This window comes from Chryseobacterium tagetis, assembly GCF_016735585.2.
In the GTDB taxonomy this organism is placed as follows: Bacteria; Bacteroidota; Bacteroidia; order Flavobacteriales; family Weeksellaceae; genus Chryseobacterium; species Chryseobacterium tagetis.
Map to the genome: position 1 here is coordinate 569819 of NZ_JAERSE020000004.1, position 14091 is coordinate 583909.

At 35.1% G+C, this 14091-nt stretch carries 16 protein-coding genes; 10 read left to right on the plus strand and 6 right to left on the minus strand.

Annotation, left to right across the window (positions count from 1 at the left end; all coding sequences use genetic code 11):
* Positions 1-2: 2 nt before the first annotated feature.
* From JI747_RS16585 to JI747_RS16595, 3 genes are all read right to left on the minus strand, one after another.
* The gene (locus tag JI747_RS16585) at positions 3-953 is read right to left on the minus strand and encodes a PorP/SprF family type IX secretion system membrane protein (RefSeq protein ID WP_225689983.1); all 951 of its coding nucleotides are present in this window, start codon (positions 951-953) and stop codon (positions 3-5) included.
* A 51-nt stretch (positions 954-1004) separates the two neighbouring features.
* Entirely contained in the window at positions 1005-2078 is a 1074-nt protein-coding gene (locus tag JI747_RS16590; protein WP_225689984.1) for an RluA family pseudouridine synthase, read from the minus strand.
* 73 nt (positions 2079-2151) lie between these two features.
* Positions 2152-3207, minus strand: coding sequence for a PASTA domain-containing protein (locus JI747_RS16595; protein WP_225689985.1), 1056 nt, complete (start codon positions 3205-3207; stop codon positions 2152-2154).
* Positions 3208-3360: 153 nt separating this feature from the next.
* On the opposite strand from JI747_RS16595, the gene JI747_RS16600 reads away from it, so the two are divergent.
* From JI747_RS16600 to JI747_RS16615, 4 genes are all read left to right on the plus strand, one after another.
* Positions 3361-4344 (plus strand): D-alanine--D-alanine ligase, encoded by a 984-nt coding sequence (locus JI747_RS16600; RefSeq protein WP_225689986.1) that lies wholly within the window; start codon positions 3361-3363, stop codon positions 4342-4344.
* A gap of 5 nt (positions 4345-4349) precedes the next feature.
* Complete coding sequence (locus JI747_RS16605; protein WP_225689987.1) at positions 4350-4802, plus strand: hypothetical protein; 453 nt, start codon at positions 4350-4352, stop codon at positions 4800-4802.
* A 4-nt stretch (positions 4803-4806) separates the two neighbouring features.
* A complete protein-coding gene (gene coaD, locus JI747_RS16610) occupies positions 4807-5277 on the plus strand; it encodes a pantetheine-phosphate adenylyltransferase (RefSeq protein ID WP_225689988.1) in 471 nt (156 codons plus the stop codon).
* 95 nt (positions 5278-5372) lie between these two features.
* Positions 5373-6008 carry a trimeric intracellular cation channel family protein gene (locus JI747_RS16615; RefSeq protein ID WP_225689989.1) on the plus strand — a complete coding sequence of 212 codons (636 nt, stop codon included), beginning with the start codon at positions 5373-5375 and terminating at the stop codon, positions 6006-6008.
* Positions 6009-6544: 536 nt separating this feature from the next.
* Here the strand turns inward: JI747_RS16615 and JI747_RS16620 are convergent.
* Positions 6545-7111 carry a DUF2892 domain-containing protein gene (locus JI747_RS16620; protein WP_225689990.1) on the minus strand — a complete coding sequence of 189 codons (567 nt, stop codon included), beginning with the start codon at positions 7109-7111 and terminating at the stop codon, positions 6545-6547.
* A gap of 75 nt (positions 7112-7186) precedes the next feature.
* The gene (locus tag JI747_RS16625) at positions 7187-7681 is read right to left on the minus strand and encodes a dihydrofolate reductase (RefSeq protein ID WP_225689991.1); all 495 of its coding nucleotides are present in this window, start codon (positions 7679-7681) and stop codon (positions 7187-7189) included.
* 73 nt (positions 7682-7754) lie between these two features.
* Here JI747_RS16625 and JI747_RS16630 point away from each other — a divergent pair, with 73 nt between their 5' ends.
* From JI747_RS16630 to JI747_RS16655, 6 genes are all read left to right on the plus strand, one after another.
* Positions 7755-8363 (plus strand): LemA family protein, encoded by a 609-nt coding sequence (locus JI747_RS16630; RefSeq protein ID WP_225689992.1) that lies wholly within the window; start codon positions 7755-7757, stop codon positions 8361-8363.
* Positions 8363-8791: a TPM domain-containing protein gene (locus tag JI747_RS16635; protein ID WP_225689993.1), complete on the plus strand. Its 429-nt coding sequence runs from the start codon at positions 8363-8365 to the stop codon at positions 8789-8791. Before JI747_RS16630 ends, JI747_RS16635 begins: the two co-directional genes overlap by 1 nt.
* The gene (locus tag JI747_RS16640; protein ID WP_225689994.1) at positions 8772-9575 is read left to right on the plus strand and encodes a TPM domain-containing protein; all 804 of its coding nucleotides are present in this window, start codon (positions 8772-8774) and stop codon (positions 9573-9575) included. The genes JI747_RS16635 and JI747_RS16640 overlap by 20 nt, the downstream gene beginning before the upstream one ends.
* Before the next feature lie 555 nt (positions 9576-10130).
* Positions 10131-10652: an NAD(P)H-dependent oxidoreductase gene (locus JI747_RS16645; protein WP_225689995.1), complete on the plus strand. Its 522-nt coding sequence runs from the start codon at positions 10131-10133 to the stop codon at positions 10650-10652.
* Between the two features lie 3 nt (positions 10653-10655).
* Positions 10656-12530: a monovalent cation:proton antiporter-2 (CPA2) family protein gene (locus JI747_RS16650; protein WP_225689996.1), complete on the plus strand. Its 1875-nt coding sequence runs from the start codon at positions 10656-10658 to the stop codon at positions 12528-12530.
* Positions 12531-12619: 89 nt separating this feature from the next.
* Positions 12620-13171: a hypothetical protein gene (locus tag JI747_RS16655; protein WP_225689997.1), complete on the plus strand. Its 552-nt coding sequence runs from the start codon at positions 12620-12622 to the stop codon at positions 13169-13171.
* Between the two features lie 71 nt (positions 13172-13242).
* On the opposite strand, the gene JI747_RS16660 is transcribed toward JI747_RS16655, so the two are convergent.
* On the minus strand, positions 13243-14061 hold the full coding sequence (locus tag JI747_RS16660) for a head GIN domain-containing protein (protein ID WP_225689998.1): 819 nt from the start codon (positions 14059-14061) through the stop codon (positions 13243-13245).
* Between the last annotated feature and the right edge of the window lie 30 nt (positions 14062-14091).

Here is a 14091-nt window from a genome sequence, read left to right on the forward strand (position 1 = left end):
GATTAATATCTATATCCTCTACGGTTAATGAAGTTATCAAAGTTATAACCTACACTTAGCATAAAGCTGTTTCCTCCATAATCCTGAATATCAGACAATCCTAAGTTATAAGTTGCACCCACCATAAATTTATTAAATTTAACTTTAACAACCGGAGCGATCTGTAACTGTTGGTTATCAAATCTATTCTGAGCAGCTCTGTAGCTTACCCCGAAAGAGAAAGAGTTGATGTCATTAAAGAAAGTAGCCATCAAGTTATAATCGATAAGTCTTGTAGAGTTGGTATTCAAGTTTACCAATACTGACGGAGTGAAAAATATATTATCTCCTACATGCCAGTCATATCCTAAGTTTAAGAAAAACTTGATCGGAGACGGCTCATAGTTATTAACGATAGATTGGTCATTACTCAAAGCAATATCGTTTACTGATACTCCCCCGAATAAGTTTCTATAAGTAGCTGCTAAACCGAAGTTAGCATACACCATGAAAATGTTGCTTTCGTTTCCTTGCAACAAAGGATCATAACCTTCTTCTGTATTAATTTTTGAATAATCAAAATTCATATTGTAAAAATTAACACTAGTACCGAAAGAGAACTGGTCTTTTCTGTCTCCCTCACTACTTAAAGGAATAAAATAAGAAGCCCCCGCCGTGATCCCACCTGCAGAAATAGGGCCATTGCTATCTCTAAACACAGAAATACCTGCACCTACTCTATCAAAGATATTCGCGTTGATCCCCACTGATTGTACATTGGGAGACTCGCTGAACTTTGAAAATTGTTGTTGGTAGTTGAGATTAAGTTGAACTTCATCCGTTTTTCCATACTGAGCAGGGTTGAACAGGAAATCACCATCCAAAAGGTATTGTTGATAATATGGAAGTGATTCTTGTGCTTTGTATGCATTCGACAAAAGAGCTAAACATACGATAGCATATAGTTTTCTCATAACAAATCTTGATTTCAATTCAACAAATATAAAAAAATTCTCAATATATTTTTAGTTTTCTAAATAATTTCTCCATTTTTTTACAGCATCCGCCATATCTTTCGGCATTGGGCTCTCAAAATATAATTCTTTCTTCGTCGTCGGATGTATAAATCCTAATGTATGGGCATGAAGCGCATGTCTAGGCAAAATTTCAAATACATTTTTTATAAACTGCTTATACTTAGGAAGATTCACTCCACGAAGAGGGGTATGACCTTCATATCTTTCATCATTAAACAGGGTATGACCGATATGTTTGAAGTGTGCTCTGATCTGGTGAGTCCTTCCGGTTTCCAGTTTACACTCTACCCAGGTCATATATTTAAATCTTTCCAATACTTTATAGTGCGTTACTGCATGTTTCCCCTGGCTTCCGTCTTCATAGGTATGCATCTGCATTCTGTTTTTAGGATGTCGGCCGATATGACCTCGTATGGTCCCTTCATCATCCTGCACATTCCCCCATACAAAAGCCCAATACAGTCTCTTTGTTTTTCTGTCAAAAAACTGTTTTGCCAAAAAGCTTAACGCGTATTCATTTTTGGCTATCACCAATAACCCTGAAGTATCTTTATCTATTCTATGTACCAATCCTACTCTGTCAAGATCAGATTTAGCGCCGTTCTTTTCAAAATGAAAAGCCAGTGCATTCACTAATGTTCCGTCCCAGTTTCCAAATCCGGGATGAACTACCATTCCTGGATCCTTATCTACTACCACAAGGTCATCATCTTCATAAACGATATTAATCGGAATATCTTGTGGAATAATTACATTTTGTCTCGGAGGATGCGCCAACAATACTGAAATCTGATCTCCCGGTTTTACACGGTAGTTCTGTTTTACAGCAACTCCGTTTACAATAACGTTTCCGGCTCTACAGGTCTGGGAAATTTTATTTCTTGAAGAATTCTGACGAAAAATTAATAAAAACTTATCAATCCTTAATGGTTCCTGACTTTTATCAACAGTGAGATTAAGATGCTCATATAATCCTTTATTTTCTTCATCAATATCGATATTATCAATACTGTCGGTATTCAATAATTCTTCATCTAAAAAATCTTCGTTATCTTCTGTCATTGTTTTATATTTTTTACGCAAAAGGCCTCAACATGGTAAAGTTGAAGCCTATAATTTTATAATAATAGTACTATTATTGAATAATTACATTTTTAGCCTTTGGTTTTTCAGCAGGTTTCTGTGTCGTTCCTTTGGTATTACTTCCTGCTGCTTTTGTTTTATCTTCAGTAGAAGTTGTCGAAGGCTTTACATTCGTAGTCTTTTGAGGCTCAGTTTTAGCAGGCTCCGGTTTAGGAGTTTCTTTTTTAGGAGCCGGAGGAGCCTGTTCTTCTAAATGAGGAGGATCTACAGTTACTTCTTCATATCTTACAGGAGGAAGAGCCGTATCTACCTTCATACGATACATAGAATTAAGCTGGTCTATTTTACTTCTCAATTCAGCAGGTGTTCTTTTACTTGCCCAAAGATCGATCTGCATTCCCTGATCCCGTACATCGCCTGCACCCGGATCCTGATAATAAACAATATCGGATTCGTCTTTCCCTCCGTCTTCATATTCTACTACACCTACTTCAAATTTGCTTCTTATGATAAGTGCTTTTGCTTCTTTTACCGTTAAACCAACAACACTAGGAATTCCAATGTTTCTCATCGGTCCGGAACCAATCACTACATCTACGATAGAAAATCTTGGAAGTTTCGTTTTAGGCTTTACTTCTACTCCTTTAAATAAAACTCTAAGAACCGCATCTTTCTGGATACTTGGTTCATATATCGTATCTCCTACTTTTAATCCTACCTGTTCCAATCTTTGGAAAGCCAGTCCGGAGTATTTATTGATTACATCAGGAAGAGCAATTGCCGCCCAGGTTTTAGGATTAACTTTCAATCTTACCGTTCTTCCGTCTTTTACGCGGGAACCTGGTGAAGGAAATACCTGAAGTACCTGAAAAGGTCTGAACTTAGGATCATACTTAGAACTGTCTACTTCATATTCCAATCCTGTATCATCCAATATTTTGATTGCTTCGTGCACTGTTTTATTAACCACGTTTGGAACAGGAATTTCCTGCCCATGATTAGTATGATATTCTAACCAACGGAAGGTAAGCCACACCAACCCCACAAAAACGCCGATGGCTACTAATAAATTCACTAAAACTTTCCAATTGAAAAGTGATTTAAACATACTTAAAATGACTTTAATTATAACGGCAAATATAGCTAATAATTTTAGAATGTACTTTTATTTAACACAATTCATTCAGATTTTAAAATTTCTTATTTTCCCGAATTAGATTCCATAAAATCATTAAATTTGCTTCATTGATACTATATAGATATGAGCAAAAAAAACGTTGCCGTAGTCATGGGTGGCTATTCTGATGAATATGTTGTGTCCCTGAAAAGCGGTCAATTGATCTATGATTCTTTAGACAGAAACTTATACAATGTATATAAAGTAGTCATTCTTAAAAATGAATGGTATTTTTTGGATGAAAATGATAAAAAATACAGCATTAACAAAGGTGATTTTTCAGTCTCATTAGATAATAATGAAACATTACAATTTGATGTCTGCTTTAATATCATTCACGGAACTCCGGGCGAAAACGGAATTCTTCAGGCGTACTGGGACGCTATCGGACAAAGATATACCGGTTGTGATTTTTACCAAAGTGCCTTAACATTCAATAAAAAAGACACCTTAGCGGTACTTTCAAAATACGGAATTCCTTCCGCAAAAAGTGTTTATTTAAGAAAAGGAGAAGAAATCAACGTTGACGAAATCGTGGAAAACCTTGGGCTTCCAGTTTTTGTTAAGCCCAACCAATCCGGATCTTCTTTAGGAATTTCAAAAGTTAAAGAAAAGTCTGAGCTGATTGCAGCAACCGAAATTGCTTTTAAAGAAGATGATGAAATCTTAATTGAAAGTTTCCTAGACGGAATGGAAGTGTCTGTGGGAGTTATTGATTACAAAGGAGAAACCATCGTTTTAGGAATTACAGAAATCGTTCCTCAAAATGAATTTTTCGATTATGAAGCAAAATACGAAGGCGCTTCCGAAGAAATTACTCCGGCAAGAATTGATGACGAAACAAGACTCAGAGTAGAAGAAATTTCAAAAAGAGCTTACAATTCACTGGGAATGAGCGGCTTCTCAAGAAGTGAATATATCTTAATGAACGGTATTCCTTATATGCTGGAAATGAATACAAACCCAGGATTCTCTCCTGCAAGTATTCTTCCTCAACAGGCAAAAATCTACGGGATCTCTATTACCGATCTTTGTGGAAATGAAGTTGAAAAGGCACTTAGCAAATAGAAATAATGAAGAATTTTTCAATAATTTTATTTTTAATACCTTTTTGGGGAATTTCTCAAAATGTAGAAACCCTTAAATTAAATATTCCTAAAACGAATCTTGAACCTAAAGATATTAGCTTTAAAGAAGATGCTATTTATTTAGATAAAAAAAAGTGTTTTGGATATGTTATGAAACACGACATTACAATTGACAATGAAATAGCACCAAATTACTTTGAGATTACCTCTCAGGATAATGCTGTTTTATTTTCAGGAATTATTAAAAAAGATGAATCTGGAAATTTTGAAAACATTATTAATTTCAGACCAATTGAAAAATTGTATAAAAATTCAAAAATTATAGGAAGAAATAAATTAATTTTAAACTTATCTTCCAATCAAGTTTTAAATAATGATTGTACCTTAAATATTGATAATTTGAGGTTATTTTACGAAAAATCAAACGAAAACAACTAAGAATATGAAAGTTGCTGTTTTCCCGGGATCTTTTGATCCTATTACTCTAGGACATTACGACATTATAGAAAGAGCGGCTCCGCTTTTCGATAAATTAATCATTGCAATCGGGCAGAATTCTCAGAAAAAATATATGTTTCCTCTGGAAAAAAGGATAGAATTCATTCAAAATTCCGTGGCAGAATTCCCCAACGTGGAAGTCGATTTTTTTGAAGGCTTAACCGTTGATTATTGTTTTGAAAAAAATGCGCAATACATCATCAGAGGTTTAAGAAATCCCGCAGATTTCGAATTTGAAAAAGCCATTGCCCATACCAACAGAACACTGGCTCATAAAAAACTGGAAACTGTATTTTTATTAACTTCATCAGGAAAATCCTTTATCAGCAGTAGTATTGTAAGAGAAATCATCAACCATGGCGGAGAATATGAACTCTTGGTTCCCGATTCTGTAAGAGTTGAAAAAGAAAAATAAAAAATTTCAATAAGCTTTAAATGATAGTTGAAGAATGGTAGAAAATTTGCTTAAGAAGAAATCATTCATCAACTATCATTTATTTTTTATAAAACATGCACGAACAGTTCAATTTTGCCATAGAAGTACTGGGAACCATTTCCTTTTCAATGTCGGGAAGCTTTGCCGCCATGCAGAAACGTCTTGATCCTTTCGGTGTGCTTATTATTGCCTTTGTCACATCTGTTGGTGGCGGAACTGTGAGAGACCTTTTATTGGATATTCCGGTTTTCTGGATGCACGATCTTCTTACCTGTGCGTTAATTATCCTGACCAGTATTTTCACCATGATTTTTAAATCTTTGGAAAAAAACTTTCAGGTCACTTTATTTATTTTTGACAGTTTCGGACTAGGGTTGTTTACAATAATTGGGATTCAAAAAGGATTGAATGCAGATATCCATCCATTAATTTGTGTTGGTTTAGGAACCATTACAGGCTGTTTCGGAGGTATTATACGGGATATTTTACTCAATCGAATTCCATTGATCTTTAGAAAAGAAATTTATGCCACGGCTTGTATTGTAGGCGGTTCTATATTCTTGCTCTTAACAAAATTCACTCCTCTTTCTTTTACCGTAATCCAGATTTTTACGATTTTATTAATTGTAGCCATCAGAACATTAGCTGTAAAATACCATTGGCAAATTCCTAAATTTTATGGGTATGATCATAATAATTCTGAAATGTAATTTAAAATCAAACCTAATATATCAATAAAGCTTCATCAGATCAACAAATTGATTCTTATTTGCTCAGTTTTCCAATATATTTTAAATTAATCTTTGCGTCAAAAATTCTCCCGCAGATTTTGCAGATCGCACAGATGTTTGTGTTTAAAATTTATATGATATTTTTAAATCTGCTCAATTAGCGATATCTGCGAGACAAAAGATTTTGTCTTATCATTTGTGAGAAACAAGTTCCGATTTTTTATATTCTCCCGCAGATTTTGCAGATCGCACAGATGTTTGTGTTTAAAATTTATATGATGTTTTTAAATCTACTCAATTAGCGAGATCTGCGAGACAAAAGATTTTGTCTTATCATTTGTGAGAAACAAGTTTCGATTTTTTTATTCTCTCGCAGATTTTTCAGATCATGCAGATGTCTGTGTTTTATTGTTCGTATTTATTTTTAAAACAATATTGCTATCAAAAGTACAAACAACAAAAGCACCTAAATTAGATGCTTTTATTTTATAAATCGATTCCGAAATTTCTCTCAATTAAAAGAATTTCCCTCTGTTTCTCATATTAGGATTATGCATATGTTTCTGCATTGTTGGCATTTTCAGCTGGTCTTTCATCATTTTGATCTGATCCGTCATCATTCCTGCACTGTCCAATCTCTTTGCTTCGTCCAGTAGTTTTTGACCTTCCTGTTTTCTTCCTTTAGAGATTGCAGCCGCTGCCAAATTCAATGTTGCCATTGCTCTGTCATGTTTCATATTCAAACCATAATCCAACGCTTTTCTCATTAAAGGCTCCACTTTTGTCGGGTGATCCTGAGCTTGTGTCAATCCCAATAAATAATGGAAATATCCATATTGAGATTTATGAAGCTGAGTTTTGTAGTTAGTAATGCTTTGTAACCAAACAGCCGCTTTTTCCATATTTTGTTTTCTCAATTGCCAGAAAGCCAACAAAATATATTCGTTTTTAAAGAAAAGTAAAACAGGCGCAGCAGCAATAACAACCAAAACAATTCCCCACCCGATGTTTCTGTTCATCATCAGATAAACTGCTACTGCAAGAATAATTGCAGAGATTACAAACTTTATGTATTTATTCATTATTAAATTTTAGAAGTGCAAAGATAAAACATTTAAATATTAGATGCTAGAAGTAAGAAGCCAGAATTCTCACAACTATTCACTCTTAATTTTTTCGTAGGTCTGAAAACAAAAATCATATTGATTTTTTTCATCCTTCTCATGGCAAACCTCCCCTACTTTTTTCCAGACTTTTGGATCAATTTTCGGGAAATAGGTATCTGCTTTTAAATCTGCTTTTACTAAAGTTACTTCCAGCTTATCAACAACATCCATGGTCTGCTCATAAATATTTCCGCCACCGATAATGAAAACCTCTTCATCAATCTTTTTGGCAAATTTCACAGCTTCTTTAATACTTCCTACAATTAAAATTCCTTCCTCAAACCAGTCTTTTTTTCTGGATACAACAATATTCGTACGGTTAGGAAGAGGTTTTCCAATACTTTCGTATGTTTTTCTTCCCATGATAATCGGATGTCCCGAAGTCAGGTCTTTAAAATGTTTTAAATCTTTCGGAAGATGCCAAAGTAACTGGTTTTCAAAACCAATCTCGTTCTTCTCTCCCATTGCCACCACTATTGTTGTCATTCAAATTAATTTTCCACAAAATTAGCACATAATTTGTATATTTGGTTAGAACAAGAATTTAAAAAAATTAAACATGAAAAACAAGGGCTGTCTGAGCGCCGGAACTATCGGTATTGCTCTTCTAGTAATCGTTGCTATTCTTTTTTTCTGGGGTAAAAACGGATATAATAATTTCGTAGCTCAGGAGCAGGAAGTCATCACCAAATGGGCGAATGTAGAAACCGTTTATCAGAAAAGAGCGAATCTTATCCCGAATTTGGAAAGAACGGTAAAATCATATTCAAAATTTGAACAGGAAACCCTTACAAAAGTAGTTGAAGCCCGTTCAAAAGCGACATCTATTAATATCGATCCAAGCAATATGACAGAACAGGATCTGGCAAGATTCCAGGCTGCACAAGGAGAATTATCCGGATCTTTAAGCCGTTTAATGGCCGTTGTAGAACAATACCCGAATCTAAAAGCCGATCAGCAATACATTAACTTCCAGAGAGAATATACTGCTATAGAAAATAGTATCAGAACTGAAACGGTTTATTACAACCAGGCAGTACAGAAATACAATACTTCTATTAAGCAGTTCCCTAACAATATTCTGGCAAACTTTACCAATTTCAAAGAAAAGCCAGCATTCAAGGCTGAAGCAGGAGCAGAAAAAGCACCTGAAGCATTCTCAGAATAATGAAAAGTTTCCTTACAGATCAGCAAATAGCTTCCCTAGTGGAAGCTATTCAATCAGCAGAAGAACACTCTACGGGTGAGATCAGAGTGCATGTCGATTCGAATACTGAAAATGACAATGCTAAAACAGCGTTTAAGATTTTCGAAAAACTATGCCTCAATAAAACCACTGAGAAAAATGCTGTGCTTTTCCATGTAAATTTCGAACAAAAATACCTTACCATTATTGGTGACACGGGAATTCACGAGAAAGTACAGCAATCCTATTGGGATCGTCTGCATGATTATATTACCACTGAATTTGCCAAAGGAAATTATTATAAAGCATTAAAAAGTGCAATTCTGGAAACAGGGCTTGAACTTAAAAAACATTTTCCGGTAACAGGAGAAAACCCCAACCAATTACCCAATGAAATTACGTTCTCTTAAAATAGTATTTTCATTTTTATTGCTATGCTTTTACAATTTTGTATCAGCACAATACACGATTCCTGAAAAACCAGCGATCCTTTATCCTGTCTATGACAAAGCCAATTTATTAAGCCAACAGGAAAAAGACAAACTGAACGATAAACTCATCAAATTTGCAGATTCTACCTCAACAGAAATTGAAGTGATCATTATTCCCTCTACAAAAGGGGAAGATGTAAACTTCTTAGCCACCATGTTCGGTGAAAAATGGGGAATCGGAAAAAAAGACGTTGACAACGGAATTGTTTTTCTGATTGCAACAGAAGATCACACCATGGCGATTCAGCAAGGACGGGCTGTTGAACAATACTTAACCGCATCAGTGGCGGGGCAAATCTTAGATTATATTGTTACTCCTCATTTCAAAAAAGGGGAATGGTACGAAGGAATCAATAGAGGAACTTCAGCATTGATGGAAGCGGTTCAGGGAAAATTCAAACCTATCGCCAATCAGGAAAGCGGTGACGGAAGTGTTTTAAAAATACTGCTTATAGCTTTTGTTATCTTTATTGTTCTTGCCATCCTTTTCGGAAACAGAGGCGGCGGCGGAAATGGCGGAAATTCCGACGATGACGACGTACTTATTACAAGAAGAGGAAGAAGAAATTATCCTGGCGGATTTTTCCCTTTCCCAGGCAGCTTCGGCGGCGGTGGATTTGGTGGTGGCTCCGGTGGGGGTGGATTTGGAGGTTTTGGTGGCGGCGGAAGCTTTGGCGGCGGTGGTGCATCAGGAGGATGGTAATCTATTTGTAAACGAATCTCTTTTCCTGTGAAATTTTCTATATTCTCTATACTATTAAGCATATTCGTCTTGTTTTTTTCTATCAGAATTAATATGTTCATCTTGAATGATTATTTAAATGCTGATGGAAAAACACAAGCCTTTCATGCCTTTTTAGAATTAAAATATGTATATAAATACTATCTTATATTAATTCCACTTCTATCAGCATTCTTTTTATTTCTCGCCCACAAAAGAAATGAATCAAGATATTTTAAAATCATAGCATTACTTCTTTTATTATTAGGAATAACATCTGTATTTTTAGAAATATGGAAGTGGTTTATTTAATAATATCTAAAATAATCTTAAGCTCAAATTTTCAATCTTCAGAAATATAAGACAGAAAATTACTAATGTAGTATATCATAATTTTGATTTAAAACTCAAAATAGTTCTGTTTTTTTTACTTTTTTTAACATAAAATTCAATTTTTAATATTAAAAAATTAATAAAACCACCTAAAACCTGCCTTTAATTTATTTTTTTTTCATTAAATTTACTGAAAACAGGTTTATGAAGAAGACGTTGGTAGTATTTGCACATCCTTATCTGGAGCACTCAAACTCGAATGTAGAGCTCATTAATTTCTATGTGCGTCATCAGCATTTCACGCTCAGAGACCTTTACGAAGAATATCCTGATTTTCATATTGCCGCTTTTAGGGAAAGAAAAAGATTAAAGAATTATGACCGTTTTGTTTTTCAGTTTCCTTTGATCTGGTTCGGAATCCCTCCTTTGCTAAGACTTTGGATTGATGAAGTTTTTGACCGGGACTGGTTAAAAGAGGGAGAATACAATCCTTTAGAGAACAAAGAAGTTTATATTCTGGTAACAACCGGCGGGAAAGAGAGATCTTTCAGCAGACACGGCACTTATAAATATACTGTAGAAGAACTTATCAGCAGCCTTATTGTTTCACTGAATGTTTTTAAAGCCAATCTGAAAAATATAAAGATCGTTTACGAAGCTAATAAATTATCCAAAAAAGATATCATTTTACATAAACAGAAATTCACAGAACTTTTGAATCAATAATATATGGAATCCAGCTTAGCAATGAACACCCTTATTTTTTTAGGCGTTGCCATCATTATGGTTCCGCTGGTAAGAAAGTTTGGGTTAAGTTCTGTCATCGGATATCTTGGAGGAGGTATCATTATTGGTCCTTATGTTTTGAAACTCACAGGTAAAGATGTGAACGACATTATGCATGCCAGTGAATTCGGAGTGATTATGCTTTTGTTCCTGGTGGGATTAGAACTGGAACCCAGAAAGTTCTGGGAAATGCGGAAGAAAATCATCGGACTGGGTCTCACCCAAATGCTTTTGACCACTTCACTACTCTTTCTGGTATTTATTTGGGCTGACTGGAAAATCGACAAAGCTTTCGCCATTGCGATGTGTTTCGCCCTATCCTCTACTGCTATAGTTTTGCAGACTTTACAGGAAAAAAATAATTTAAAAACATTAGCCGGAGAAGCTTCATTCTCTACGCTTTTGTTTCAGGATATTGCAGTAATTCCTATTCTGGCGATTCTTCCGATTATTGCCAATTATAAAGCAAGACATAATGATAACGAAATTCAGGTGCTCATTCAGACTCTTCCGGAATGGATGCAGTTTGCCACGGTAATCTTAGGGGTTGTCATCTTAATTTTATTGGGAAGATATGTTTTTGTTCCTTTTTTAAGATATGTTTCAAAGTCGGGAATGACGGAACTTCTTACAGCCTCTTCCTTATTTCTTGTGATCGGTGTTTCGGAACTGATGGTTGCGATCGGACTGTCTCCTGCTTTAGGCGCTTTCCTTGCAGGTGTTATGCTCGCCAACAGTGAATTCCGTCATGAACTGGAAGCACAGATTGATCCTTTCAAAGGATTATTACTTGCCGTTTTTTTTGTAAGCGTAGGTTCTACGATGAATTTTGAGATTATTCAAAAAGATCCCGTTTTTATCTTCAGTACTGTTTTTGCTGTTTTAAGTATAAAGTTTATTGTTTTATTTAGCATCGGGAAATTTTTCAAAATAGACAATCCACAAAGCTTGTTCTATGCTTTTGCCCTTTCTCAGGTAGGAGAATTCGCTTTTGTATTGATCAATTATGCATCAAGTCTTTATTTAATAAGTCCGGAACTCAATGCACAAATGATGGCGGTAACAGCAATTACCATGTGCATTACCCCATTCCTTTTAATTATTAATGATAAGATCATCACTCCTAAATTCATCAAAGAAATCCCTGAGCAGGACAATGATTTTAATATTCTGGATAATACCGTTTCTCAGAAAAAAATTATAATTGTCGGGTTTGGACATTTTGGAAGCACAGTAGGACGATTACTTAAAGCCAATAAAATAACGGCAACCGTTTTGGACAGGGATTCGGATCGTGTCAAATTATTAAGAAGCTATGGCTTTAAAGTCTATTACGGAGATGCTACAAGAATCCCTATTCTGAGAGCAGCAGGAATTGAAGATGCAGAAATTTTAATCCTTTGTCTTGATGATCCTGATGACAACAAATTCATTGCAGAGCTTGTACGGGAACATTATCCCAACGTGAAAATCTTCGTCAGAGCAAAAAACAGAATTGATGCGTACAGTTATCTTAACAACGGAATTGAAAATATCTACCGTGAAACGCTGGGAACTGCCGTTGATATGGCTGTAGATGTTCTACACGAAACCGGAATGAGAAAATATGCAGCCAGAAGACTTGGGCAGAGATTCATGGCCATAGATAAAGCTTCGGTAAGAAAACTGGCTAAAATAAAAGAAGAAGGAGATGATCTTAATCTTTTTACCACCAAAGAAATCCTCCAGCGGGAAGAAGAATTATTAGCCTACGACAATCTTAGTTTTGATACACTGAATTGGGAAGATTCTTCATCAAACGAAGACGATGAAGATTAAATTTTCTTTTCTATAAGCTCTTATTAAGAGATCTAAAAGCAACCATTAAAAAAATTCATACCTTTGAAAAACAGTTACAGTTTTCAAAAATGAGTGTAAACAAAGGAGTTTTAGAGAAAAAATCAGATCAGGAATTAGTACAGTATATTCTACCCCAAAGCAAATTTGTAGACGATGCAAAAATGTATGCTTTTGATATACTGAAATCAAGAGGCTACGAATTTAGCCCCGAAGAAATTGAAAGAAATCAGAAACTGATAAATGCTAAGACAGAAAACAAAAATGTAATTGTTCATCCCAATTATAAAAGATCAGCAGAGCTTATTTACTTGTCTGCAGCATTAGGAATTGGAAATATAATTTGGAAGTACGAAACACTGGACAGCGTAATGAAAATATTCATTGTCTTTGTTTCTCTAGCTGTTATATTTGGTATTGGATATTTAGTCAGTAAAGGAAATGAGTGGATTAAGTATGTACTTTTGGTATTATTCGCTCTGGGACTTATCAGCATTATTTTTGTCATTGCTAATCTGGCAAAAGATCCTTTCACCGGCATTATAAATATTGTACAAACAATATTACAGATCTGGGCTTTGGTCTTATTATTTAAAGTTCCTAATAAAAAAGAGAGTCTATAGATTACATAATATAAAAATCCTTCGCTGAAATTAATAGCGAAGGATTTGTTTATCATAAAGAATAATTGTTCTTACTCAATAGTAACACTTCCACCACTGCTCTCATCTTTCGTTACAGAAGTTACATTTCCTTTCTTATACACATTCACACTTCCTCCTGAAGAAGCTTCAGCTTTAATAGATGAAGAAGCACTGATCTGTACGTTTGCCCCGCTTGATGCATCTGCTTTTACATGATCAGCGATAAGTTCCTTAGCAGAAACACTACTTCCAGAAGAAGAACTCACCTCAGCGTTTTTAGCTTTTCCCGAAATATCAAGACTTGCTCCTGAAGAAGCTTCAATATCCAGATCTACCGCCCATATTTTTCCGCTGAAATTACTGCTGCTGCCTACAGAAAGATTAAAATCATTTGCTTCAAGATTTCCGGAAATACTTCCTGCACTGGAAGTTTCCACATGCACCTTTTCCTGAACAAACTTATCTTTTACAGCAATACTCGCTGCCGAATTTGCATTAAGCTTTGAAAAATCCTTAGCATAAATTTTTGCAGAAACATTGTGAGAGTTCATCACTCTGATTCCTTTTTTATAATGAATATGCAGACTGCCGCCGTCGTTGTCTACCAAAACCTCATCAATAATACTTTGAGGCGCAGAAATCACCACTTTTTCTACATCAGATTTTATAATTTCAGCATCAATGGCCTGAGAAACTTCAATTTCGTCAAAATCGCCGGTGATTTCCCTTTGTTTCATTGGTCCGTTATCGGTGGTAACAACCTTTTCCACCCAGCTGCTTTTTTCGTTGTCTCCATTTCTTCGTTCATGCTTGTCGCAAGAAGCTAATAACAGGAAGGCCGAAAAAATAAAAATAGTTTGTGATTTCATGTTTGGTTCTTTTATAAATTTTAGTTTTAA